The sequence below is a fragment of the Streptomyces sp. NPDC020362 genome (assembly GCF_040642095.1).
Classification (GTDB): Bacteria; Actinomycetota; Actinomycetes; order Streptomycetales; family Streptomycetaceae; genus Streptomyces.
Genome location: NZ_JBFAET010000015.1, coordinates 72,091 through 95,251, shown reverse-complemented (window position 1 = coordinate 95,251; position 23,161 = coordinate 72,091). Strand labels below are relative to the sequence as shown.

21 protein-coding genes are annotated in these 23,161 nt (G+C 71.7%); 10 read left to right on the top strand and 11 right to left on the bottom strand.

Annotated features, from left to right (window positions below; genetic code table 11):
- Window positions 1-322 precede the first annotated feature (322 nt).
- Window positions 323-1,015: an FCD domain-containing protein gene (locus tag AB0H32_RS09565; protein ID WP_361116856.1), complete on the top strand. Its 693-nt coding sequence runs from the start codon at window positions 323-325 to the stop codon at window positions 1,013-1,015.
- Here AB0H32_RS09565 and AB0H32_RS09560 read toward each other — a convergent pair.
- The 3 genes from AB0H32_RS09560 to fabG all read right to left on the bottom strand — a co-directional run bounded on the left by AB0H32_RS09560 (window position 993) and on the right by fabG (window position 3,154).
- Window positions 993-1,343: a hypothetical protein gene (locus AB0H32_RS09560; RefSeq protein WP_361116854.1), complete on the bottom strand. Its 351-nt coding sequence runs from the start codon at window positions 1,341-1,343 to the stop codon at window positions 993-995. The genes AB0H32_RS09565 and AB0H32_RS09560 overlap by 23 nt on opposite strands.
- Window positions 1,344-1,661: 318 nt before the next feature.
- Entirely contained in the window at window positions 1,662-2,429 is a 768-nt protein-coding gene (fabI, locus tag AB0H32_RS09555; RefSeq protein WP_361116851.1) for an enoyl-ACP reductase FabI, read from the bottom strand.
- A gap of 5 nt (window positions 2,430-2,434) precedes the next feature.
- Window positions 2,435-3,154: a 3-oxoacyl-[acyl-carrier-protein] reductase gene (gene fabG, locus AB0H32_RS09550; protein WP_361116848.1), complete on the bottom strand. Its 720-nt coding sequence runs from the start codon at window positions 3,152-3,154 to the stop codon at window positions 2,435-2,437.
- Between the two features lie 247 nt (window positions 3,155-3,401).
- Here fabG and AB0H32_RS09545 point away from each other — a divergent pair, with 247 nt between their 5' ends.
- From AB0H32_RS09545 to tyrS, 3 genes are read left to right on the top strand one after another with little or no spacing between them, the layout of a single operon-like run.
- The gene (locus tag AB0H32_RS09545; RefSeq protein ID WP_361116845.1) at window positions 3,402-4,925 is read left to right on the top strand and encodes a TldD/PmbA family protein; all 1,524 of its coding nucleotides are present in this window, start codon (window positions 3,402-3,404) and stop codon (window positions 4,923-4,925) included.
- The gene (locus tag AB0H32_RS09540; RefSeq protein WP_361116842.1) at window positions 4,922-6,325 is read left to right on the top strand and encodes a metallopeptidase TldD-related protein; all 1,404 of its coding nucleotides are present in this window, start codon (window positions 4,922-4,924) and stop codon (window positions 6,323-6,325) included. Before AB0H32_RS09545 ends, AB0H32_RS09540 begins: the two co-directional genes overlap by 4 nt.
- A 56-nt stretch (window positions 6,326-6,381) precedes the next feature.
- Window positions 6,382-7,650, top strand: a complete 1,269-nt coding sequence (gene tyrS, locus AB0H32_RS09535) for a tyrosine--tRNA ligase (RefSeq protein ID WP_361116839.1) — start codon at window positions 6,382-6,384, stop codon at window positions 7,648-7,650.
- Window positions 7,651-7,736: 86 nt separating this feature from the next.
- Here the strand turns inward: tyrS and AB0H32_RS09530 are convergent, their stop codons facing one another.
- On the bottom strand, window positions 7,737-8,015 hold the full coding sequence (locus AB0H32_RS09530; RefSeq protein ID WP_361116836.1) for a GlsB/YeaQ/YmgE family stress response membrane protein: 279 nt from the start codon (window positions 8,013-8,015) through the stop codon (window positions 7,737-7,739).
- A gap of 247 nt (window positions 8,016-8,262) precedes the next feature.
- Between AB0H32_RS09530 and AB0H32_RS09525 the strand changes: the two genes are divergently transcribed.
- On the top strand, window positions 8,263-8,661 hold the full coding sequence (locus AB0H32_RS09525; protein ID WP_361116829.1) for a DUF3099 domain-containing protein: 399 nt from the start codon (window positions 8,263-8,265) through the stop codon (window positions 8,659-8,661).
- A gap of 214 nt (window positions 8,662-8,875) precedes the next feature.
- The gene (locus tag AB0H32_RS09520; protein WP_361116826.1) at window positions 8,876-9,097 is read left to right on the top strand and encodes a hypothetical protein; all 222 of its coding nucleotides are present in this window, start codon (window positions 8,876-8,878) and stop codon (window positions 9,095-9,097) included.
- A 94-nt stretch (window positions 9,098-9,191) separates the two neighbouring features.
- Here AB0H32_RS09520 and moaA read toward each other — a convergent pair whose 3' ends face one another.
- The 3 genes from moaA to AB0H32_RS09505 all read right to left on the bottom strand — a co-directional run bounded on the left by moaA (window position 9,192) and on the right by AB0H32_RS09505 (window position 12,368).
- Window positions 9,192-10,181 (bottom strand): GTP 3',8-cyclase MoaA, encoded by a 990-nt coding sequence (gene moaA, locus AB0H32_RS09515; RefSeq protein WP_361116823.1) that lies wholly within the window; start codon window positions 10,179-10,181, stop codon window positions 9,192-9,194.
- Window positions 10,182-10,389: 208 nt separating this feature from the next.
- Window positions 10,390-12,015, bottom strand: coding sequence for a cation acetate symporter (locus AB0H32_RS09510; RefSeq protein ID WP_361116820.1), 1,626 nt, complete (start codon window positions 12,013-12,015; stop codon window positions 10,390-10,392).
- Entirely contained in the window at window positions 12,012-12,368 is a 357-nt protein-coding gene (locus tag AB0H32_RS09505) for a DUF485 domain-containing protein (protein WP_361116817.1), read from the bottom strand. Before AB0H32_RS09505 ends, AB0H32_RS09510 begins: the two co-directional genes overlap by 4 nt.
- Window positions 12,369-12,652: 284 nt before the next feature.
- On the opposite strand from AB0H32_RS09505, the gene AB0H32_RS09500 reads away from it, so the two are divergent.
- The 4 genes from AB0H32_RS09500 to AB0H32_RS09485 all read left to right on the top strand — a co-directional run bounded on the left by AB0H32_RS09500 (window position 12,653) and on the right by AB0H32_RS09485 (window position 18,412).
- Window positions 12,653-14,179 carry a S8 family serine peptidase gene (locus tag AB0H32_RS09500; RefSeq protein WP_361116814.1) on the top strand — a complete coding sequence of 509 codons (1,527 nt, stop codon included), beginning with the start codon at window positions 12,653-12,655 and terminating at the stop codon, window positions 14,177-14,179.
- Window positions 14,180-14,244: 65 nt separating this feature from the next.
- Window positions 14,245-15,768, top strand: coding sequence for a S8 family serine peptidase (locus tag AB0H32_RS09495; RefSeq protein ID WP_361116811.1), 1,524 nt, complete (start codon window positions 14,245-14,247; stop codon window positions 15,766-15,768).
- A 111-nt stretch (window positions 15,769-15,879) separates the two neighbouring features.
- Window positions 15,880-17,301 carry a CoA transferase gene (locus tag AB0H32_RS09490; RefSeq protein WP_361116808.1) on the top strand — a complete coding sequence of 474 codons (1,422 nt, stop codon included), beginning with the start codon at window positions 15,880-15,882 and terminating at the stop codon, window positions 17,299-17,301.
- Window positions 17,302-17,407: 106 nt separating this feature from the next.
- A complete protein-coding gene (locus AB0H32_RS09485; RefSeq protein ID WP_361116866.1) occupies window positions 17,408-18,412 on the top strand; it encodes a CopD family protein in 1,005 nt (334 codons plus the stop codon).
- 58 nt (window positions 18,413-18,470) lie between these two features.
- Here AB0H32_RS09485 and AB0H32_RS09480 read toward each other — a convergent pair whose 3' ends face one another.
- The 4 genes from AB0H32_RS09480 to AB0H32_RS09465 all read right to left on the bottom strand — a co-directional run bounded on the left by AB0H32_RS09480 (window position 18,471) and on the right by AB0H32_RS09465 (window position 23,056).
- Window positions 18,471-19,517, bottom strand: a complete 1,047-nt coding sequence (locus tag AB0H32_RS09480; RefSeq protein WP_361116805.1) for a zinc-dependent alcohol dehydrogenase family protein — start codon at window positions 19,515-19,517, stop codon at window positions 18,471-18,473.
- Between the two features lie 145 nt (window positions 19,518-19,662).
- The gene (locus AB0H32_RS09475; protein WP_361116802.1) at window positions 19,663-20,376 is read right to left on the bottom strand and encodes a VIT family protein; all 714 of its coding nucleotides are present in this window, start codon (window positions 20,374-20,376) and stop codon (window positions 19,663-19,665) included.
- Window positions 20,377-20,549: 173 nt separating this feature from the next.
- Window positions 20,550-21,776, bottom strand: a complete 1,227-nt coding sequence (locus AB0H32_RS09470; protein WP_361116799.1) for an amidohydrolase family protein — start codon at window positions 21,774-21,776, stop codon at window positions 20,550-20,552.
- A complete protein-coding gene (locus AB0H32_RS09465) occupies window positions 21,773-23,056 on the bottom strand; it encodes an amidohydrolase family protein (RefSeq protein ID WP_361116796.1) in 1,284 nt (427 codons plus the stop codon). Before AB0H32_RS09465 ends, AB0H32_RS09470 begins: the two co-directional genes overlap by 4 nt.
- Between the last annotated feature and the right edge of the window lie 105 nt (window positions 23,057-23,161).

The window sequence follows — 23,161 nt, the reverse complement described above, 5'->3', positions numbered from 1 at the left end:
GACCCCGCCCCCCACCACCACCCGGCGCGCGGGGTGGGGTGTGGGGGCGGGGTGTTGTTACACCCCCCCAACCACTATTAAAACCCACCCCTCCCCTCCCCCCCCCCCGCCCGGGGCCCACGTCTCACGCGGGCCCGCCGCCGTGGTCGCAACCCCTTCGGCCGACTGCCGCGTCGGCGGCTCCTGGGCCGAAGACGCCTTGGTACGGGTCTCCGCGGTCCGTGTTTCTTCACTAGCCATGCCGCCCATCATAGAATCATGGGATGATTGGTTGTCCACTCCCGCGGCGTCACCGCCCGGGCTCCTCGTGCGAAGGTGTGCCATGCCCCTGAGCCACCCGCGCCGTTCGGCGCTGTCCGAGCAGGTCATCGCCGCGCTGCGCAGTCAGATCGCCTCCGGCGAGTGGCCGGTCGGCTCGCGCATCCCGACCGAGCCGGAACTGGTCGAGCAGCTCGGTGTCGCCCGCAACACCGTCCGCGAGGCCGTCCGCGCGCTCGCGCACAACGGTCTGCTGGACATCCGCCAGGGCTCGGGCACGTACGTCGTGGCGACGAGTGAGCTGGCCGGCGTGATGCACCGCCGGTTCGCCGAGGCCGACCCCCGGCACATCGCCGAGCTGCGCGCGGCCCTGGAGTCGGCGGCGGCGAGGCTGGCCGCCGAGCGGCGCACCGAGAAGGACCTCAAGCAGCTGGACGCACTCCTGGTGCGCCGCGAGGGGGCCTGGGAAGCCGGCGAGGCCGAGGCCTTCGTGACCGCCGACGCGACCTTCCACCTGGCCGTGGTGGCCGCCTCGCACAACGACGTCATGACGGCGATGTACGCCGATCTCGGCGAGGTGCTGCGGGACTGGCTGCGCGCGGACGTGGGCGCCGAGCTGACGCCGGAGACGCACATGGACCATGCCCGGCTGGTGGACGCGATCCGCGCTGGCGACGCGGAGGCGGCGGCCACGGAGGCCGCGAGCTATCCGTTCCTGTGCCGGCCGGGCCGGATCAGCGCTTCCTCTGGTGACTGATCCACACCGACTGGACGTTCTTCCAGCAGCGGCCGGTGAGCCGTACGGTCATGGCGGGCTCCGCGTCCACCGGGGCGCTGTCCGTGTCGATGTCCCACCAGCGGGCGCACTCGATGTGCAGGCGTACCCGGTCGACGTCCACGTAGGGGTTGTGGCAGTAGGCCACCACGTGGGAGCCGTGTACGGCCGTACGACAGCTGGCGCCGAACAGGCTCGGCGCGGTCGGCTTGCCCCGGCTCACGCGCGCGTGGGACATCGCGTCGTACGGCAGGGAGATCACGAGGGCTGCGGCGACGGTCAGCGAGGCCAGGCTGCGGGACAGGCGCACAAAAGGACCTCCTGGGCCGGGCTGCGGAGGGAATGCGCGAGGTGAACGCGTAATCCAGCGTGCGCCGCCCGCTCCCGGCCCCGCCCGGCCGGGTACGCCGAACGGGTGACGCCCCACCCTCGCGAACACGGAGGGACGACCGACGCCCCACCCTCGCGCACACGGAGGGACGACCAGCGCCCCGCCCCCTCAGGCGCAGGAAACGACCGACGCCCCGCGCGGAGAGACCGGTGACGCTCCGCCCCTGTGGGCCCGGAGAAACGGCAGACGCCCCGCCCCCGCCGATGCGGAGGACGGGGCGCCTGCGTCAGGCGGTGGTCACGCGCCGATGGCGTGCAGACCGCCGTCGACGTGGATGATCTCGCCGGTGGTCTTCGGGAACCAGTCGCTCAGCAGGGCGACGACACCGCGGCCGGCCGGCTCGGGGTCCTTCAGGTCCCACTCCAGCGGGGAGCGCTTGTCCCACACGGACGCCAGCTCCGCGAAGCCCGGGATGGACTTGGCGGCCATGGAGCCGATCGGGCCCGCCGAGATGAGGTTGCAGCGGATGTTCTGCTTGCCGAGGTCGCGCGCCATGTAGCGGCTGGTCGCCTCCAGGGCGGCCTTGGCGGGGCCCATCCAGTCGTACTGCGGCCAGGCGTACTGCGCGTCGAAGGTGAGGCCGACGACCGAGCCGCCGTTCTGCATCAGCGGCAGGCAGGCCGTGGTGAGCGACTTCAGGGAGAACGCCGAGACGTGCATGGCGGTGGAGACCGACTCGAACGGCGTGTTCAGGAAGTTGCCGCCGAGCGCGTCCTGCGGGGCGAAGCCGATGGAGTGGACGATGCCGTCGAGGCCGCCCAGCTCCTCGCCGACGATGTCGGCCAGCCGGGCCAGGTGCTCGTCGTTGGTGACGTCCAGCTCGATGACCTTGGCCGGCTTCGGCAGCTTCTTGGCAATGCGCTCCGTCAGCGTCGGCCGCGGGAAGGCGGTCAGGATGATCTCGGCGCCCTGCTCCTGGGCGAGCTTGGCGACGTGGAAGGCGATGGAGGACTCCATCAGCACACCCGTGATCAGGATGCGCTTGCCCTCGAGGATTCCGCTCATGGTGATCAGTGACCCATTCCCAGTCCGCCGTCAACGGGGATGACGGCTCCAGTGATGTACGAGGCGTCGTCCGAGGCGAGGAACCGCACCGTCGCGGCGATCTCCTCCGGCTGCGCGTACCGGCCGAGCGGCACCTGCGACACGATGCTCTCGCGCTGCTGCTCGGTGAGCACCTTGGTCATGTCGGTGTCGACGAAGCCGGGCGCGACGACGTTGAAAGTGATGTTGCGCGAGCCCAGCTCACGGGCGAGGGAGCGCGCGAAGCCGACGAGGCCGGCCTTGGAGGCGGCGTAGTTCGCCTGGCCGGGGCCGCCGTACAGCCCGACGACCGAGGAGATGAGGACGACACGGCCCTTCTTGGCGCGGAGCATGCCGCGGTTGGCACGCTTGACCACGCGGAAGGTGCCCGTGAGGTTGGTGTCTATGACCGAGGTGAAGTCCTCCTCGCTCATGCGCATCAGGAGCTGGTCCTTGGTGATGCCGGCGTTGGCGACCAGGATCTCGACAGGACCGTGCTGGTCCTCGATCTCCTTGTAGGCCTGCTCCACCTGCTCGGCGTCGGTGATGTCGCACTTGACGGCGAGGCATCCCAACTCCGTCAGGGCGGCCGGCGGCTCTCCCGAACGGTACGTGATCGCGACCTTGTCGCCGGCGTCGGCGAAAGCGCGGGCGATGGCGAGGCCGATGCCCCGGTTGCCTCCGGTGACGAGAACCGAGCGGCTCAACGGATCACCCTTTCGATAGCGGTCTGATGCGGTCCGACAACCCGCCCGAACACCTGGATGGCAGGCGGCTTCACCGAAAACCTATCGGTAGCGCCTCTTCCGTGGGCAAGCGGGCACCGACAGTGGCGCGTGGCAGTCCCTGTCGGGTCCCTACAGAAAGAGGCGCACAGGAGCGCCGCCTGTGGTCCGCCGAGCCGCTCCCGCGACATGATCGGATCCGACAGGCGACGACAGCAGGGAGACCTCCGTGCCTCATTCCATCGACGAAGCCTTCACGGCGCTTCCGCTGAGGGCCCTCGCGGACGCCGCGCTCGCACGCGCGCGTGCGCTCGGGGCCGAGCATGCGGACTTCCGGTTCGAGCGGGTGCGCAGCGCGTCCTGGCGGCTCAGGGACGCCAGGCCCGCGGGATCGTCGGACGACACCGACCTCGGGTATGCCGTCCGGGTCGTGCACGGCGGTACGTGGGGCTTCGCGTCCGGAGTGGATCTGACCCTGGACGCGGCCGCCAGGGTCGCCTCGCAGGCGGTGGCGATGGCGAAGCTCTCCGCGCAGGTGATCAAGGCCGCCGGCTCCGACGAGCGGGTGGAGCTGGCCGGAGAGCCGGTGCACGCCGAGAAGACGTGGATCTCGTCGTACGAGATCGACCCCTTCTCGGTGCCCGACGAGGAGAAGGCCGCGCTGCTGGCGGAGTGGAGCAGCCGGCTGCTGGCGGCGACGGGCGTGAACCATGTGGACGCCTCGCTGCTCACCGTGCACGAGAACAAGTTCTACGCCGACACCGCGGGGACCGTGACCACCCAGCAGCGGGTGCGGCTGTACCCGCAGCTGACGGCCGTGTCCGTGGACGAGTCGAGCGGCGAGTTCGACTCCATGCGGACCATCGCGCCGCCCGTCGGGCGCGGCTGGGAGTACCTGACCGGGACCGGCTGGGACTGGGACGCCGAGCTGGAGCGGATCCCCGAGCTGCTCGCGGAGAAGATGCGGGCGCCGAGCGTGGAGCCGGGCCCGTACGACCTGGTGGTCGACCCGTCCAACCTGTGGCTGACCATCCACGAGAGCATCGGGCACGCCACCGAGCTGGACCGCGCCCTCGGCTACGAGGCCGCCTACGCCGGTACCTCGTTCGCCACCTTCGACCGGCTGGGCAAGCTCAGGTACGGCTCCGAGCTGATGAACGTCACCGGTGACCGCACCGCCGAGCACGGCCTCGCGACCGTCGGGTACGACGACGAGGGCGTCCAGGCGCAGTCCTGGGACCTGGTGAAGGACGGCACGCTCGTCGGGTACCAGCTGGACCGCAGGATCGCGAGGCTGACCGGGTTCGAGCGGTCCAACGGGTGCGCGTTCGCCGACTCCCCGGGGCATGTGCCGGTGCAGCGCATGGCCAATGTGTCCCTGCAGCCGGATCCCGCCGGGCTGTCCACCGAGGACCTGATCGGAGGCGTCGACCGGGGCATCTACGTCGTCGGCGACCGGTCCTGGTCGATCGACATGCAGCGGTACAACTTCCAGTTCACCGGACAGCGCTTCTTCAGGATCGAGAACGGGCGGATCACCGGGCAGCTGAAGGACGTCGCCTACCAGGCCACGACCACCGACTTCTGGGGGTCGATGGCCGCCGTGGGCGGCCCGCAGACCTATGTCCTGGGCGGCGCCTTCAACTGCGGCAAGGCCCAGCCGGGCCAGGTCGCCGCCGTGTCCCACGGATGCCCCTCCGCCCTCTTCAAGGGCGTCAACATTCTGAACACCACGCAGGAGGCCGGCCGATGAGCGCGCCCAGCAACAAGGCGAACAAGCCGCACCAGGTCGTCGAGCAGGCGCTCGCGCTGTCCCGGGCCGACGGCTGTGTCGTCATCGCCGACGAGCACTCGACCGCGAACCTGCGCTGGGCGGGCAACGCCCTCACCACCAACGGGGTCACCCGCGGCCGTACCCTCACGGTGATCGCCACCGTGGACGGCAAGGAGGGCACCGCCTCCGGCGTCGTGTCGCGCTCGGCGGTGACGTCCGACGAGCTGGAGCCGCTGGTGCGGGCCGCCGAGGCCGCCGCGCACGCGGCCGGGCCCGCCGAGGACGCCCAGCCGCTGGTCGGCGGCGTCCCGGAGGCGCCGGACTTCACGGACGCACCCGCCGAGACCTCCTCCGCCGTGTTCGCGGACTTCGCCCCGGCGCTCGGCGAGGCCTTCGCACGCGCGCGTGCCGGCGGCCGCGAGCTGTACGGGTTCGCCAACCACGAGATGGTGTCGACATACGTGGGTACGTCCACCGGGCTGCGCCTGAGGCACGACCAGCCCACCGGCACGCTGGAGCTGAACGCCAAGTCCCCGGACCGTACGCGCTCGGCCTGGGCGGGCCACTCCACGCGGGACTTCAAGGACGTCGACCCGGGCGCCCTGGACGCCGAGCTGGCCGTGCGCCTGGGCTGGGCCGAGCGGCGCGTGGAGCTGCCCGCGGGCCGCTACGAGACGCTGCTGCCGCCGACCGCCGTGGCCGACCTGCTCATCTACCAGCTGTGGTCGGCATCGGGCCGGGACGCGACCGAGGGCCGGACGGTGTTCTCCAAGCCGGGCGGCGGCACCCGCATCGGCGAGAAGCTGGCCGAGCTGCCGCTGACCCTGCGCAGCGACCCGGACGAGCCGGGCCTGGAGTGCGCGCCCTTCGTGGTCGCCCACTCCTCCGGCGGTGACCAGTCCGTGTTCGACAACGGGATGCCGGTGCGCGCCACCGACTGGGTCAGCCGGGGCGTGCTGACCAACCTGACCACCACCCGGCACAGCGCTGGCCTGAGCGGGCTGCCCGTCACCCCGGCGCTCGGGAACCTGATCCTGGACGGCGGTCAGGACCGTTCCCTGGAGGAGATGGTCGCGGCCACCGAGCGCGGGCTGCTGCTGACCTGCCTGTGGTACATCCGCGAGGTCGACCCGGCGACGCTGCTGCTCACGGGCCTGACCCGGGACGGCGTCTACCTCGTGGAGAACGGCGAGGTGACCGGACAGGTGAACAACTTCCGGTTCAACGAGTCCCCGGTGGACCTGCTGGGACGGGCCACGGAGGCGGGGCGCACCGAAAAGACGCTGCCGAGGGAGTGGAGCGACTGGTTCACCCGCGCCGCGATGCCCGCGCTGCGGATCCCCGATTTCAACATGAGCTCTGTCAGCCAGGGCGTATAACCTCGTACTCGGCTGTCACCCGACTGCCCGAAGACCACCGAGGAGACACGAGAACCGTGACGGACATCGTCGACGAGCTGAAGTGGCGTGGGCTGTTCGCCCTGTCCACCGACGAGGACGCTTTGCGCAAGGCGCTCGCGGACGGTCCCGTCACGTTCTATTGCGGTTTCGACCCGACGGCGCCGTCGCTGCACGTGGGGCATCTGGTCCAGGTGCTCACCGTGCGGCGGCTCCAGCAGGCCGGGCACCGGCCGCTGGCGCTGGTCGGCGGCGCGACGGGCCTGATCGGTGACCCGCGCCCGACCGCCGAGCGCACGCTGAACGACCCGGAGACGGTGGCCGGCTGGGTGGGCAGGCTGCGCGCCCAGATCGAGCCGTTCCTGTCCTTCGAGGGCGATAACGCGGCCGTCATGGTGAACAACCTCGACTGGACCGCGAACCTCTCCGCGATCGAATTCCTGCGGGACATCGGCAAGCACTTCCGCGTCAACAAGATGCTGACGAAAGACTCCGTGGCCCGTCGCCTGGAGTCCGACCAGGGCATCAGCTACACGGAGTTCAGCTACCAGATCCTGCAGGGCATGGACTTCCTGCAGCTGTACCGCCGCTACGGCTGCACGCTCCAGCAGGGCGGCAGCGACCAGTGGGGCAACCTCACGGCCGGTCTCGACCTGATCCACAGGCTGGAGCCGGAGGCCGAGGCACATGCCCTGGCCACCCCGCTGATGACCAAGGCGGACGGCACCAAGTTCGGCAAGACCGAGGGCGGCGCCATCTGGCTCGACCCGGAGATGACGACGCCGTACGCGTTCTACCAGTTCTGGCTGAACGTGGACGACCGGGACATCTCGAAGTACATGCGGATCCTGTCCTTCAAGTCCCGCGAGGAGCTGGAGGAGCTGGAGAAGCAGACGGAGGAGCGTCCGCAGGCCCGTGCCGCGCAGCGCGCGCTCGCCGAGGAGCTGACGACGCTGGTGCACGGCGCCGACCAGACGGCCGCCGTGATCGCCGCGTCCAAGGCCCTGTTCGGCCAGGGCGAGCTGGCGGAGCTGGACGACCGGACGCTGGCCGCGGCGCTGTCCGAAGTGCCGCACATCCAGGTCGCCGAGCTGGGCCCGGTGGTCGATCTGTTCGCCGAGGTCGGCCTGGTGGCCAGCAAGTCCGCCGCGCGGCGGACCGTGAAGGAGGGCGGCGCCTACGTGAACAACGTGAAGGTCGCCGCGGAGGACGCGGTGCCTGCGCAGGAGGATCTGCTGCAGGGGCGGTGGCTGGTGCTTCGGCGCGGCAAGAAGAACCTTGCCGCTGTGGAGGTCGTCTCCGCGTAGTGCCATGGGGGCGTGAGGTGCGTGCGGGCTTGGCTGTCCTGGCCTGCTCGCACCGTTCCCCGCTCCCCTGGTGGACGCGCTCCGGCTCAGACCTGTTGTTTCTTCTTGCCCAGCGTCGCCATGTAGAGCCTGTCCACGGCGAAGACGATGATGATCGCGGCGATGATCTGGAAGGCGTGGCGGCTCCAGTCGATGCCGCGGGTCGACGCGACACCGAGGGCACCGGCGATCGCGTTGCCCGCGATGGCGCCCAGAATGCCGCAGATGGTCGTCAGCCACAGGGGACTGTGCTGCTTGCCCGGGATGACCGCCTTTGCGATGAGGCCCAGCACGAACCCCACGATGATCGCCCACAACCAGCCCATGGCTGCCTCCTCCTACTGCTCTGGGTGAGCCTCAGGGCAAGTCTGGGTCCGTCGGCCGTACGGCGCATGTCGGGTTCCTCCGTACGCGCCGGGGCCGATGGCGTTCGCGCAGGCAGGCGGCGACCCGGTCTCGTGGGTGGCAGAGACGCGGCGTACCGTTGGGGGTGTTCCTGTCCGGTTTCCCACGGGTCCGGACGACCGGGGAACGGGCCGGGGAGAGTCCGATGCGGGCGGATGGTGGAATGTGATGCGCAAGCAGCGCGGCGGCGTCCAGGTGTTCCGGATCACCGGAGCCCGGACCGGACTGGCCGAGGATGTACGAGGCCGTCAGCGGCGGTACGTCATCTCGATGACGATCCGTACCGCTTCGGTGATCCTCGCGGCCACGCTGTGGAACGTCGAACGGTACGTCGCCGTCGTGGCGCTGGTGCTCGGTGCGCTCCTCCCCTATGTCGCCGTGGTGATCGCGAACGCGGGCCGGGAGCGGCCTCCCACGCTTCCCTCGACCTTCGGCGTCGCACCCACGCGGCTGATGATCACGCCGCCGCGGGCGGAGAACGAGGCCGCGCGAGCGGAATCCGTTCCGGAGGATGTGCCACCGGATCCGGCGGCGAAGACGCGTGGTGAGCGACCCAACAGTGCCTGACCACGGCGGACACGAAAGAGGCGGTCCGCGGCACCGCGTCAAGCTCAAGAAAAGCTCAGATCAATCGTGTAGTTCCAGTGCCGGGCGATGGGTTACCCGTGACATACTGCGTACGCGCTCCGCATCCCCCGTCGGAGCGACGGACCGACGCCGGGCAGCTCCCCCCGTGGCTGCTCGGCGTCGCCTTGTTTGCATCCGTTTGTGAGACGAACCTGTGAGTGAAACGCCCATCTGTTCCGCCAAGGGATGCCGTGCCGATGCCGTGTGGGTGCTGGCGTGGAACAACCCGAAGATTCACACGCCGGAGCGGCGCAAGACCTGGCTCGCCTGCGAGGAACACCGCGAGCATCTCTCGCAGTTCCTCGGGGTTCGGGGGTTCTTGAAGGATGTTGTGCCGCTGAAGGAATGGGCGGAGCGGGAGGAAGCAGGCGACTGAGGTCGTCTCCCGGCCGCAGGCCTCGGCGGGCTCGTGGCGCCCACGCGGCGGAGCCGCATGTCGATGCGGCCCTGCGTCCCTCTCGGTCGGCCGTTCAGCCGCCGATTGCCGACATCGGTCGGTCCGGCTGGACGAACGACGGGTCGTCCAGGCCCGCCCCTGCCTTCTTGCCCCACATCGCCAGGCGCCAGATACGGGCGATCTCCTCGTCGGGGGCTCCGGAGCGCAGCACTGCTCGCAGGTCCGTCTCCTCCGTGGCGAACAGGCATGTCCGTATCTGGCCGTCCGCCGTGAGGCGGGTGCGGTCGCAGGCCGCGCAGAACGGGCGGGTGACCGAGGCGATCACGCCGACCCGCTGCGGGCCGCCGTTCACCAGCCAGCGCTCCGCCGGTGCCGATCCGCGCTCGTCCGCGCCTTCGGGGGTGAGGTCGAAGCGGGTGCGCAGCGAGGCCAGGATGTCCCCGGCGGTGACCATGCCCTCGCGCTTCCAGCCGTGCTGGGCGTCGAGGGGCATCTGCTCGATGAAGCGCAGTTCGTACCGGTGCTCCAGTGCCCAGGCCAGCAGGTCCGGGGCCTCGTCGTCGTTCAGTCCCGGCATCAGGACGGTGTTGACCTTGACGGGGGTGAGGCCTGCCTCATGGGCTGCGCGCAGGCCCTCGATGACGTCCTTGTGGCGGTCGCGGCGGGACAGGGCCTTGAAGACGTCCGGTCGCAGGGTGTCCAGGGAGACGTTGACCCTGTCCAGGCCCGCCGCCTTCAGGGCGGCCGCGGTGCGCTTGAGGCCGATCCCGTTGGTCGTGAGGGACATCTGGGGGCGGGGGGCCAGGGCCGCGACGCGCTCGACGATGCCGACCAGGCCGGGGCGCAGCAGCGGCTCGCCGCCGGTGAAGCGGACTTCCTCGATGCCGAGCAGGCGGACGGCGATGTCGATCAGGCGGACGATCTCGTCGTCGGTGAGCAGGTCGGGCTTGGCCAGCCACTGCAGGCCCTCTTCGGGCATGCAGTACGTGCACCGCAGATTGCACCGGTCGGTCAGTGAGACCCTCAGGTCGGTGGCCACGCGGCCGTAGGTGTCGATGAGCACGTGGGCCCCCTCCCTCGTTCCGAAGCACTTGTCTTCTGTTACCTGCGAGCCTACGTGAGGCCGCCGACAACGACAGCAACCCGATCCCACGAGGTGCGACGCGGCCGCATCGTAGGACCGTACGATCCCGGACGACGCGGCCGCCTGTACGAATCCCGGTGCGCCGCGCGACTCGGTGGGCCGCGCAACCCGGTGCACTCCCGCCCCGTCAGTGTGCTCCCGTCCCGGTCAGGGACCGCACCTCCAGCTCCGCGTACTTGCCGGCGTCCGGGACCTCCTTGGAGAGCAGGGTGCCCACGGCGCCCAGCAGGAAGCCGACCGGGATCGAGATGATGCCCGGGTTCTCCAGCGGGAACCAGTGGAAGTCGACGTCGGGGAACATCGAGGTCGGCCTGCCGGACACCACCGGCGAGAACAGCACCAGGCCGACCGCGGTGACCAGGCCGCCGTAGATCGACCACAGGGCGCCCGCGGTGGTGAACCGCTTCCAGAACAGGCTGTACAGAATGGTCGGCAGGTTGGCGGAGGCGGCGACCGCGAAGGCGAGGGCGACGAGGCCGGCCACGTTCAGGTCGCGGGAGAGGGCGCCGAGGACGATCGAGACGGCGCCGATGCCGACGGTGGCGTAGCGGGCCGCGTTGATCTCCTGCTTCTCGCTGGCCTGTCCCTTCTTGATGACGTTGGCGTAGATGTCGTGGGCGAAGGACGAGGACGAGGCCAGGGTCAGGCCCGCGACGACCGCGAGGATGGTGGCGAAGGCGACCGCGGAGATCGTGGCCAGCAGGATCGCGCCCCAGTCGGAGTCCACTCCGCCCAGGTGCAGGGCGAGCAGGGGTGCGGCCGTGTTGCCCGCCTTGTTGGAGGCGATGATCTCGTCCGGTTTGATCAGCGCGGCCGCGCCGAAGCCGAGGGCGAGGGTCATCAGGTAGAAGGCGCCGATCAGGCCGATCGCCCAGATCACGGACTTGCGGGCGGCCTTGGCCGTCGGGACCGTGTAGAAGCGGATCAGGATGTGCGGCAGGCCGGCGGTGCCGAGGACCAGGGCGATGCCGAGCGAGATGAAGTCCAGCTTGGTGGTGCCGGTGGCGCCGTACTTCAGGCCGGGCTCCAGGAACGCGGAGCCCTTGCCGCTGTTGTCGGCGGCCTTGCCGAGCAGGTCCGAGATGTCGAAGTGGAACTTCAGCAGCACCAGGAAGGTGAGCAGCAGGGCGCCGGCGATCAGCAGGACCGCCTTGACCATCTGGACCCAGGTGGTGCCCTTCATGCCGCCGATGGTGACGTAGACGATCATCAGGACGCCGACCAGGGCGACGATGCCGATCTTGCCGCCGTCGCTGGTGATGCCCAGCAGCAGGGACACGAGCACGCCCGCGCCGGCCATCTGGGCGAGCAGGTAGAAGATCGAGACGACGATCGTGGAGGTGCCGGCGGCCGTGCGGACGGGCCGCTGCCGCATCCGGTAGGCCAGCACGTCGCCCATCGTGTAGCGGCCGGAGTTGCGCAGCGGCTCGGCGACCAGCAGCAGGGCGACGAGCCAGGCGACCAGGAACCCGATGGAGTAGAGGAAGCCGTCGTAGCCGAAGAGGGCGATGGCGCCGGCGATGCCGAGGAAGGACGCGGCGGACATGTAGTCGCCGGAGACGGCGAGGCCGTTCTGGAAGCCGGTGAACTGGCGTCCGCCGGCGTAGAAGTCGGCGGCGTCCTTGGTCTGCCGGCCCGCCCAGACGGTGATGACGAGGGTCGCGGCGACGAACACCGCGAACAGGGTGATGATCAGCGTCCGGTGCTCGCTCGCCTCACCGGCAGCGAGCAGGGTGTGCTGTGCGGGGCTCATGCGCCGCCCTCCATCCGGGACTTGATGACCTCGGCCCGGGGGTCGAGCTGCGCGGCGGCGCGCCGCGCGTACCACCAGGCGATGAGGAACGTGGTGAGGAACTGGGCGAGGCCCAGGACGAGGGCCACGTTGATGTTGCCGGCCACCTTGGTGCCCATGAAGTCGCCCGCGTAGTTGGAGAGCAGGACGTACAGCAGGTACCAGGCGATGAAGGCGACCGTCAGGGGGAAGGCGAAGGAGCGGTGGGCGCGGCGCAGTTCACCGAACTCCGCGCTCTGCTGCACCTCGATGAACTCCTCGGTGGAGGGAAGGTGGGCTCGGGGTCTGGCGGGGGGCGGTGTCTCGGTAGCCACGGAGTCTCCTCGCGTTGCGGGCTTGCGTCTTCGGACCTCACAGGGGCCGGGATCACGTTACCCGGTGTCATCGATCGACTCCTCGCAGTGACTCCCGCGGGAGCGTGATCCTGCTGGGCCCTCCGTCCACGGTCACGACGCCACGTGCGGAGCGGTTCAAGTCCGCCGGGCCCTTTCGGAGATCGGGATGTGCGGATAGCTTCGCCCTGCACCACTCGTCATGCACCTGCCCGAGCACCATCCGTGTCTCGGGCGGTTTCGTTTCCGGATGATGTGGAGATCCCATGGCTCATCTGCACTCCAGACGCCGGCTCGCGCTCGCCGTGCCGGTCGTGCTGTCGCTGACCGCCTCGCTCGGCTTCCTGCCGGCGACGGCCTCGGCGGCGGCCCCGGCACCCACGGCGGCGCGGGCGGCGGACGGCCCGGCCCTCGCGTACGTGGTCAACACCCGGACGGACCACCGCACGATCGGGTCGGTGCAGCAGGCGATCACCCACAACGGTGGCACCGTCGTGGCGAGTTACGACCGGATCGGCGTGATCGTCGCCCATTCCGCGAACCCGGACTTCGGCGCGCGGATGCGCGCGGTACCCGGGGTGCAGTCGGCGGGTGCCACGCGCACCGCGCCGCTGAGCGCGGCGGGCACGACGGACGAGGGCGCGGTACAGGTCCTGTCGAAGGCGGAGGCCGCGAAGATCGCCAAGGGTGCCGCGGCGGGCCAGGAGCCCCTCGAGGCCGACCAGTGGGACCTGCGGGCGATCGGCGCCGACCAGGCCGCGACGGTGAACCCGGGCAGCAGGAACGTGACCGTCGGCGTGATCGACACGGGCGTCGACGACACCCACCCGGACATCGCACCGAACTTCTCCGCGTCCCAGTCGGCGAACTGTGTGAGCGGCAAGGCGGACACGACGTACGGCGCCTGGCGGCCGGTGGACGCCGACCACTACCACGGCACGCATGTGGCGGGCGAGATAGCCGCGGCCCGCAACGGCATCGGCGTGGCGGGCGTGGCGCCCGGGGTGAAGGTCGCAAGCATCACGGTGGCCCAGCCGGACGCGACCTCACTGTTCTACCCGGAGAGCGTGGTCTGCGCCTTCGTGTTCGCCGCCGACCACGGCATCGAGATCACCAACAACAGCTACTACGTTGATCCGTGGCTGTACAACTGCATGGACGACCCTGATCAACGTGCCATCGTTGACGCGGTCAACCGGGCGCAGACGTACGCCCAGCGCAGGGGCACGCTCAATGTGGCCTCCGCCGGCAATTCCAACGACGACCTCGACGCGGACGCGATCACGGACGCGTCCAGCCCCGACGACTCGACCGCCGTGCCCCGGACGGTCGACCCCCACGAGTGCTTCGACGTGCCGACCCAGCTGCCCGGGGTGGTCACGGTGAGCGCGACGGGCGTCAAGGGCGCCAAGTCGTACTACTCCAGCTACGGCCGCGGCGTGGTCGACGTGGCGGGGCCGGGCGGCGACAAGTTCCAGATCCCGGACACGCCGTCGAAGAACGGCCGCATCCTGTCCACGCTGCCCAACGACCAGTACGGGTTCCTCCAGGGCACGTCGATGGCCTCCCCGCACGTGGCCGCCGTGGCCGCGCTGCTGAAGTCGGCCCACCCGCACGCCACCCCCGCCCAGCTGCAGGCCCTCCTGAAGGCCCAGGCGGACAACCCCGGCTGTCCGGCCGACCCCTACGACGGGAACGGCGACGGGGTCGTGGACGCGACCTGCGTCGGCGGAAAGCACGTCAACGGCTTCTACGGCTCCGGGATCGTCAACGCGCTGCGCGCGGTCCGGTAGACGTCCCCCGGCACGACTTCCCGCACGGCCCGCTCGTATCGCGAACGAACTGGAGAGACAGACACATGACAGCGCCCCAGCCGCGCTACCGCCGTGCCCTGGCGATCCCGGTCGGGATGGCCATGGCCACGGCCCTCGCGTTCCTGCCCGGCGTCACGGCGTCCGCCGCCGACACCGCGGGCACCACGGCCACCGACGGCCCCTCGCTCAGCTATGTCGTCAACGTCCGCCCCGGACACGGCGTTTCGGCCCGTGTACAGAAGGCCGTCGCCGAGGCCGGGGGGTCGGTGGTGATCGCGTACGACCGGATCGGCGTGATCGTCGCGCACTCCTCGAACCCGGACTTCGCCAAGGAGATCCGCACGGTGCGCGGGGTCGACTCGGCCGGCGCCACGCGCAACGCGCCGCTGCCCGCCCAGTCCACCACCGACGTCGGCACGCCGAAGGTGCTCGGTGCCGAGGAGGTCGCCGCCGCCGGCGCGAAGGCGACGGACGGGCAGGACCCGCTGGAGCCGCTCCAGTGGGACCTGCCGGCCATCAAGGCGGACAAGGCGCACGAGAAGACCCTGGGCAGCCCGAAGGTGACCGTCGCCGTCATCGACACGGGCGTCGACGACACCCACCCGGACATCGCGCCCAACTTCGACCGTGACGCGTCCGCCAACTGTGTGTCGGGCAAGCCGGACACGACGGACGGCGCCTGGCGGCCGAGTGCGTCGGAGAGCCCGCACGGCACGCATGTGGCGGGCGAGATCGCGGCCGCGAAGAACGGCGTGGGCGTCACGGGTGTGGCGCCGGGCGTGAAGGTGGCGGGGATCAAGGTCGCCAATCCGAACGGCTACTTCTACACGGAGGCCGTGGTCTGCGGTTTCATGTGGGCGGCCGAGCACCACGTCGACGTGACCAACAACAGCTATTACACCGACCCCTGGTACTTCAACTGCACCACCGACCCGGACCAGAAGGCGCTCGTCGACGCCATCACCCGGGCCTCGCTGTACGCGGAGAAGAAGGGCACGGTCAACGTCGCGGCGGCGGGCAACGAGAGCTACGACCTCGCGTCGGACTCGATCACCGACCCGGTCTCGCCGAACGACGGCACCCCGTCGGACCGGGTGATCGACCCGCACGAGTGCTACGACATACCGACCCAGCTGCCCGGTGTGGTCACGGTGGCGGCCACCGGGGCGAAGGGCCTGAAGTCCTCCTTCTCCAACTACGGGCTCGGCGTGATCGACATCGCCGCTCCCGGCGGCGACTCGACGGCCTACCAGAAGCCGGAGCCCCCGGCGACCAGCGGCCTGATCCTGGGCCCGCTGCCGGGCGGCAAGTGGGGCTACATGGCCGGCACGTCGATGGCGACGCCGCATGTCGCCGGCGTTGCCGCATTGATCAAGTCAACCCATCCGCACGCCCCCGCCGCCCTGGTGAAGGCCCTGCTGTACGCCGAGGCCGACGCCACGCCGTGCACGGACCCGTACGACATCAACGGGGACGGCAAGGTCGACGCGGTGTGCGAGGGGTCGAAGCACTACAACGGTTTCTACGGCTGGGGCACGGCGGACGCACTGGCCGCGGTGACCAAGTAGGCGTCCGGCGCGCGGACGGGCGGCCGGCGGACGGGTGGAGAGACAGCTCGACCGGATCTCTCGATCGAGTCCGCCAATGAGTTGATTCAATCAATACTGCATAGTGCAGTCATGACTGAAATCAAGTTCGCATGGTCGGTCCTGGGCGGCGATCCCGTCCTGGCCGAACGGGTCACCACCGTGGTGCGGGACGGCGTGCTCGCGGCGCGCCTGCCCGTACGGCGGCTGGCGCGCGCGTGCGTGGGCGCGTGCGCGCTGGCCGCGGCCGAGCTGGGGGCGCGGCGGGCCGGGCTCGCCGCGCTGCCGCAGGCCCTGGTGGACGACGGCGCGGTCGCCGCCGCCTTCCACAGTGAGCGTCTCCTGCAGGTCGACGGGCGGGCACCGGTCGCCTTCGCACCGTTGTCGCGGTTCTGGCGGACGGCCGACGGCTGGGTGCGTACGCACGCCAACTACCCGCACCACCGGGCGCGGTTGCTCGGCGCGCTGGACCTGCGGGAGGGCGCCCCGGTGGAGGAGGCGGCAGCGCGGCTCGCCGAACGGCCCGCCCTGGAGGTGGAGGAGACGGTCTACGGCGCCGGTGGCCTCGCCGTGGCCCTGCGCACCCCGAAGGAGTGGGCGGCCCATGAGCAGGCCGCCGAGGTCGCCGCACGCCCGCTGGTCGAGCGAGAGCGTCTGGACACCACGCACGCGCGTGTGCTCCCCCCGCTCGGCACCGGCGCCTCTCCCCTGCTGCCCGCCGCCGGGCTCCGCGTCCTCGACCTGACCCGGGTCCTGGCCGGCCCGGTCGCCACCCGCACCCTCGCGCTGCTCGGCGCCGACGTGCTGCGCGTGGACGCCCCGCAGCTGCCCGAACTCGCCGACCAGCACGCCGACACGGGCTTCGGGAAGCGGTCGGCGACCCTCGACCTCACCACCGACCGGGACACCTTCGAGGAACTGCTGGCCTCGGCGGACGTCGTGGTCACCGGCTACCGTCCGGGCGCCCTGGACCGGTTCGGGCTCTCCCCCGAGGCACTGGCCGGGCGGCGGCCCGGTCTGGTCGTGGCGCAGGTCTCGGCATGGGGCGCGTACGGCCCCTGGGGCGGGCGGCGCGGCTTCGACAGCCTGGTGCAGGTCGCGACCGGCATCGCGGTGACCGAGGGCTCGGACGGGCAGCCCGGCGCACTGCCCGCGCAGGCCCTGGACCACGGCACCGGCTATCTGCTGGCGGCAGCCGTGCTGCGGGCGCTGACCGAGCAGTCGTACGACGGGGGCGGCCGGCTCGTCCGCCTGGCCCTCGCCCGGACCGCGCACTGGCTGACGGACGGCATACCGGCGGACCGGGACGAGGACGAGGACGAGGACGAGAACAGCAACGGGAACAGGAACGGGAACGGCACCCCGTACCAGGGCCCGGAGCCCTGGCTGGCCCAGACGGACGGCCCGCTGGGGCGGCTGCGGCACGCCCGGCCGCCGGTGTCCTTCACGGGTGGCCCCGTCGGCTGGGCACGGCCTCCGGCGCCGTGGGGTGCGGACCCGGCCCGCTGGGCATGAGCGGGCGGGCGGCCGGAAACGTACGGATGGGTGGAATGCCGTAGCCCCAGTCGTTTTCCGGGACTTGCCCGGTTCTGCGACGGCTGGCGAAGATCACGGGGTGCCCTTGTTACGACCGAGTGCCGATGCCGCCGACGTGAACGACCCGGCCCGACGACCCCGCACCGGCCGGGCCGTCGCCGTCCTGGTCCTGGTGACCCTGGCCGCCCTGATACCCCTGCTCGGACCGCCCGCCGCGCTGGACGGCACCGGCGAGGCCGCCGCTCCCGGCGTCGGGGGCATCGCGCTGCTGCGCGGGGTGCTGTTCGCCGCGCTGTGCGTCCCGCTGGGCGAGCTGTTCGTGCTCCGGCTGACCCGGCGCCTGCCCGGTTCCCCGCTCGAACGGCCGCGCAGCCGGGCGGCGTTCGCGAACGTCGCCGGGTTCGCCGCCGCGCTGCTGCTCGCCTCGGTGGTCGCCACCGGCAATCTGATCCCGCACAGCCTCGGCCAGATCGACGTCGGCGGCCTGTACGACTCCCGTGACGGCAGACTGGCCCTGCTGGAGGTCAACGCCTTCCCGGTGGCGGCGCTGTGCGCCCGCTCACGCCGTCCGGCGGCCCAGGTGTGGCCGCTGTCCGCGGTGGTGGTCGCGGAGGCACTGCGCGCGCATCCCGTGACCGAGCAGAGTCCACTGACCGGCTCGGGTCTGACGCTGGTGCATCTGACCTGCGCGGCGCTGTGGGCGGGCGGCCTGCTGCACACGCTGCGGACCCTGCGCCAGTGGCACGGCGACGCGTCCGGGGCCGCGCTGCTCGGGCTCTACGCGCGCGTGGCGGCCGTCCTGCTCGCGGCCCTCACCGCGACGGGCGTGTGCAGTGCGCTGCGACGGATGCCGTCGGCCACGATCCTGGACCAGCTGACGACGACGGCGTACGGACGCACCCTGCTGGCCAAGGTGATCCTGGTCGCCGCCGTCGCCGTACTCGCCCTGTGGGCGCGGATCCGGCTGCGCCGGGCGCCCGACCCGCTGACCGCGTACGCCCCCGCCCGGGTCGAGGTGATCGCCCTGGGCGCGGTGGTCGCGGTCTCGGGTCTGCTCACGGCGCTGCCGCTGCCGATCCGCTGGTCCTAGCCCGGTCCTTGCGGCTCCTTGCGGATCCTTGCGGCTCCTTGCGGTCCCGGCGGGGTTGCTAGCCGTTGGTGACGAGCACCTTGAGCGCGGTGCGCTCGTCCATCGCCTTGTAGCCCTCCGGCACGCCCTCGACGCCGACGGTCAGGTCGAAGACCGGCGAGGGGTCGATCGTGCCGTCCAGGACGTCCGGCAGCAGGTCGGGGATGTAGGCGCGGACCGGTGCGACGCCGCCGCGCAGCGCGATGTTCCGGTCGAACATGACGCCGAGGTCCAGGCCGGTGCCGCTGCCGTGGGGCACGCCCACGAAGCCGATCGCGCCGCCGTCGCGGGTGATGTTCACGGCCGTCCGCATGGACTGCTCGGTGCCGACCGCCTCGACGACGGCGTGGGCGCCCTGGCCGCGGGTGAGTTCCCGGACGGCCTCGACGGCCGCGTCCCCGCGCTCGGCGACGACGTCGGTGGCGCCGAAACGGCGCGCGATGTCGGTGCGGACCTCGTGTCGGCCCAGCGCGATGATCCGCTCGGCGCCCAGCCGCTTGGCGGCCAGCACGGCGCACAGGCCCACCGCGCCGTCGCCGACCACGGCGACCGTGGCGCCCGGGCGGGCACCCGCGCCGAGCGCGGCGTGGTGGCCGGTGCCGAGGACGTCGGAGAGCGTCAGCAGGGCGGACAGCAGGTGGTCGTCGGAGGCCGCGTCCTTGGGCAGCTGGACGAGGGTGCCGTCGGCGAACGGCACCCGCACGGCCTCGCCCTGGCCGCCGTCGTAGCCGACGGAGCCCCAGAAGCCGCCGTGCTCGCAGGACGTCGTCAGGCCCTCGCGGCAGTAGTCGCAGACGCCGTCGGACCACATGAAGGGCGCGACCACGAGGTCACCGCGCCGGACGGTGCTCACCTCCGAGCCGGTCTCCTCGACGACGCCGAGGAACTCGTGCCCGATGCGCTGCCCGGGCTGCCGGGCCGCCTCGCCCCGGTACGCCCACAGGTCGCTGCCGCAGATGCAGGCGCGCAGCACCCGTACCACGGCGTCGGTGGGCAGCTGCACCACGGGCTCGGGCACGTTCTCCACGCGCATGTCGTACGGGGCGTGGATGGTGGTGGCGCGCATCGCGAGGGTCCTTCTCGTGCGGGGTGGGGTGGGGTGCGCCCGGGGGGTGGTCGAGCGCACTTCACGGTACGCCGTCGCCTCCGCGGGCCGCTCGCCGAGGGTGCCCGGGACCAGCGCGTACGACGGGTGCGGCGCGGCAGCCGGGTCACACCCCCGCGGCCCCCAGCAGGCTGCCCGCCGCGTACGTCACCCCCATGGCGAGCGCGCCGCCCGCCACGTTCCGCAGCACGGCGCGCTTCGGGTCGGCCGCTCCCAGCCGGGCGCTGCTCCATCCGGTGAGGACGAGTGCGCCCAGCACGGACACCACGGTGACCGGGACCCGCCAGCCGGCCGGGGGCAGGACGATGGCCAGCAGGGGCAGCAGCGCACCCGCCGTGAAGGCCAGGAAGCTCGCCCAGGCCGCGTGCCAGGGGTTGGTCAGCTGGTCCGGGTCGATGCCCAGCTCCACGCGCGCGTGCGCCCTGAGTGCGTCCCGCGCGGTGAGCTGCTCGGCGGCCTCCCGCGCCACGTCCGGGGTCAGGCCGCGCCTGCGCAGCAGCTCGGCCAGTTCCTCCAGTTCGGCCTCCGGCTGCTCCCTCAGCTCCCGTCTCTCCACGGCCAGCGCGGCCCTCTCGGAGTCGCGCTGGGTGGAGACGGAGACGTACTCGCCCGCCGCCATGGACATCGACCCGGCGAGCAGCCCGGCCAGGCCGGCGGTGAGCAGGGCGGCCCGGTCCTGGGTCGCACCGGCCACGCCGACGACGAGTCCCGCGGTGGAGACGATGCCGTCGTTCGCTCCCAGCACGGCCGCCCTCAGCCAGTTCAGCCGGGAGCCGAGCGCGCCGCCGTGGGCCTCGTCATGGATCGGTTCCTCCGTCACAGGACGGAGGATCGCACCCCGGGCGGCACCGGACACGCACCGACGCTCCCCCGGGGATCACCGCCCCCGCCGGCGCACGCCTGGGATCCCCCCGCCCGCGCACCCCTGGGGTCACCGCACCCTCACCGGCACCCCCTCAGCGATCGCCGCGACCACGCCTGATGCCGTGCGCCTCACCAGACCCGTACCTTGGCCCCCCGCGCGAACACGGGGCTCGTCGCGTCCGCCGGGGGCTCCTGCAGCGGCTCGGAGATCTCCGCGACCGTCGGCCCCGCCTTCGCCGCGATCGGGTCCAGGAGGTCCAGGTCGAAGCCGTAGACGCGGGCGGCGTTACCGCCGAGCATGGCCGCGACCTCCGTACGCGGGACGCCTGCGTAGGAGAACCGCAAGCCCTCACGGGTGTACGGGTAGGTGCCCTCGTCGTGCGGGTAGTCGCTGCCCCACATGATCTTGTCGACGCCGATGCGGTCGCGCAGCGGGACCTCGTGCGGGCGCATGAAGCTCGCGCCGACGTAGCAGTGGTCGCGCCAGACCCGCGACGGTGCCTCGCCCATGGCCTCGGCCAGTCCGGCACCGAACCTGGCCTCGGCGGTGTCGGCCGTCGAGGCCGCCGCGACCAGGCGGCCGTGGTAGTAGTCCAGCATGTCCAGGACGCCCGGGATCCAGCCGGAGCCCTGCTCGGTGAGCACCAGCCTCAGCCCGGGGTGGCGGCGGAAGGCGCCGCCGAAGACCAGGTGCCACAGCGCGCGGTGGGAGAACCAGGTCGTCTCGACCATGAAGACCGCGCGGGCGGCCGGTTCGTCGCCGAGCGGCGGGGAGGCGGAGCCCGCGTGATGGTTGACGGGGACGCCGAGTTCCGCGCAGGCGGCCCAGATCGGGTCGTACGCGCGCGCGTACAGCTCGGGAAGGCCGGAGCCCGGCGGGGTGCCGGGCAGCATCAGGCCTCCCTTGAGGCCCGCCGAGGCGGCCCACCTGATCTCCTTGACCGCCTCGTCGACGTCGCCGAGCAGGATCTGGAAGACGCCGGCCCGGCGGCCCGGCGCGGCCGCGCAGAAGTCCGCCAGCCAGCGGTTGTGGGCGCGCAGGCCCGCCCAGCGCCGCTCGAGGTCCTCGGCGGTCTGCGGCTGCGTCATGAGCGAACTCGACGGGAAGAACGGGGGGATGGTGTTCGGGAAGATCACCTCCGCGACGATCCCGTCCGCCTCCAGCTCCGCAAGGCGCCGTTCGGAGTTCCAGTTGCGGTCGGCCGTGTCGGCGAGCAGGTCCTCGTGCGGGTTGACGTAGGTGGCCGCCCAGACGTCGAAGTCGTCGTGGTGGCGCTTGTCCAGGTACGGCTTGTAGTCCAGGAGGTCGGCCCCCGCATGGCAGTCGGCGGAGATCACCGTGTAACGGTCGCTCACTGCGTCACCCCCAGTACCGGGAAGTCGTGGTCGGTCAGCCAGTGCCGGCCCGTCTCGCGCGAGCGCGCCCAGGAGGCCTCCACGGCCGCCTGGTCGGCCGGCTGGCCGAGGTCGGCCGGGGTCGGGCCGATGCGCCGGGCCAGCGGGGAGAGCCTTTCGACGTCGAAGCCGAAGACCTCCGCCGCCGAAAGGCCCAGCATCCGGCGGGTCTCGCCGACCGGGATGTCGTGGAAGGTGCGGCGCAGCCACGCGCGCGTGTCGGGCCAGGTGCCCTCGGGATGCGGGAAGTCGCTGCCCCACAGGATGTTGTCGACGCCGATCTCGTAGCGCTGGGCCAGCTCGCGCCGCTTGGTGTTGGTGGCGCAGACGAAGACCTGCCGGTCCAGGTACTCGTGCGGTGGCCGCTTCAGCTCCTGGAACGGGGAGAGCTTCTTGCCGCCGTGCGCGCCGAGGTAGAGGCGGTCCATGAACCACAGCAGGTTCGGCAGCCACCAGCAGCCCGACTCGGCCACCCCGAACCGCAGGCCGGGGTGGCGTTCGAAGACGCCGGACCAGAGCAGGAACCACAGCGGCCGGGCGGGCCACCAGGTCACCTCGCTCACGTAGATGCCGAGGTGGTCGCCGTACTCGTCACGCGGGGCCGCGCCGGAGTGGGTGAGCACCGGCATCCCGCACTCGGCGGCGGCCGCCCACACGGGGTCGTAGCGGCGGTCGTGGTAGGGCTCCCGGCCCGCCCACATGGCCGGGATCATCAGGGCGCCCAGGCCGGACTCCCTGGCCCGGCGGACCTCCGCGACGACCTCGGACACCTCGCCGGTGATCGGCAGCAGGGCCACTCCGCAGTGCCGTTCGGGGTGTTCGGACACGAACTCCGCAAGCCAGCGGTTGTGCGCCTGCGCGCCCGCCATGCCCAGTACGGGGTCCTGGTCACCGGAGAGGCCCAGGCCCACACCGAAGGGCGCGGCGGTCTGGCTGTCGACGGCGTCGGCGTCCGGGAAGACGACCTCGGCGGCCACGCCGTCGCCGTCCAGCTCCTTGAGGCGCTGCGCGCCGTCCCAGCCGCCGCGCAGGCCCTCCTCGTTGTCCTGGAACCACTTGGCCGCGAACGCCTCGTTGCGGATGCCGAGCCGCGTGGCCTCCTCGCGGCGCCGGTCGCGGCCGGCGAGGAACTCGTCGAAGTCCCGGTGGAAGCGGGACTCCAGGTAGGGCCGGTACCGCTCGGTGGGCAGCCCGGCATGGCAGTCGGAGGAGATGATCAGGTACGGGTCCTGGCGGGTCATCACAGTCCCCTCTCGGTCCGGAGTGCTGCATCCCCCGGTCGCTGTTGCATCAGCGGCTACCGCGGCGGGCCCCCGGCCCCCCCGGCCGAGCGGGCGTCACCGTCG

Bases quoted from the DNA above. Each gene is read 5' to 3' on its own strand.
- AB0H32_RS09565 (WP_361116856.1), top strand. From the start codon at position 323: ATGCCCCTGAGCCACCCGCGCCGTTCGGCGCTGTCCGAGCAGGTCATC.
- fabI (WP_361116851.1), bottom strand. From the start codon at position 2,429: ATGAGCGGAATCCTCGAGGGCAAGCGCATCCTGATCACGGGTGTGCTG.
- AB0H32_RS09540 (WP_361116842.1), top strand. From the start codon at position 4,922: ATGAGCGCGCCCAGCAACAAGGCGAACAAGCCGCACCAGGTCGTCGAG.
- AB0H32_RS09530 (WP_361116836.1), bottom strand. From the start codon at position 8,015: ATGGGCTGGTTGTGGGCGATCATCGTGGGGTTCGTGCTGGGCCTCATC.
- AB0H32_RS09525 (WP_361116829.1), top strand. From the start codon at position 8,263: ATGCGCAAGCAGCGCGGCGGCGTCCAGGTGTTCCGGATCACCGGAGCC.
- AB0H32_RS09510 (WP_361116820.1), bottom strand. From the start codon at position 12,015: ATGAGCCCCGCACAGCACACCCTGCTCGCTGCCGGTGAGGCGAGCGAG.
- AB0H32_RS09500 (WP_361116814.1), top strand. From the start codon at position 12,653: ATGGCTCATCTGCACTCCAGACGCCGGCTCGCGCTCGCCGTGCCGGTC.
- AB0H32_RS09495 (WP_361116811.1), top strand. From the start codon at position 14,245: ATGACAGCGCCCCAGCCGCGCTACCGCCGTGCCCTGGCGATCCCGGTC.
- AB0H32_RS09490 (WP_361116808.1), top strand. From the start codon at position 15,880: ATGACTGAAATCAAGTTCGCATGGTCGGTCCTGGGCGGCGATCCCGTC.
- AB0H32_RS09480 (WP_361116805.1), bottom strand. From the start codon at position 19,517: ATGCGCGCCACCACCATCCACGCCCCGTACGACATGCGCGTGGAGAAC.
- AB0H32_RS09465 (WP_361116796.1), bottom strand. From the start codon at position 23,056: ATGACCCGCCAGGACCCGTACCTGATCATCTCCTCCGACTGCCATGCC.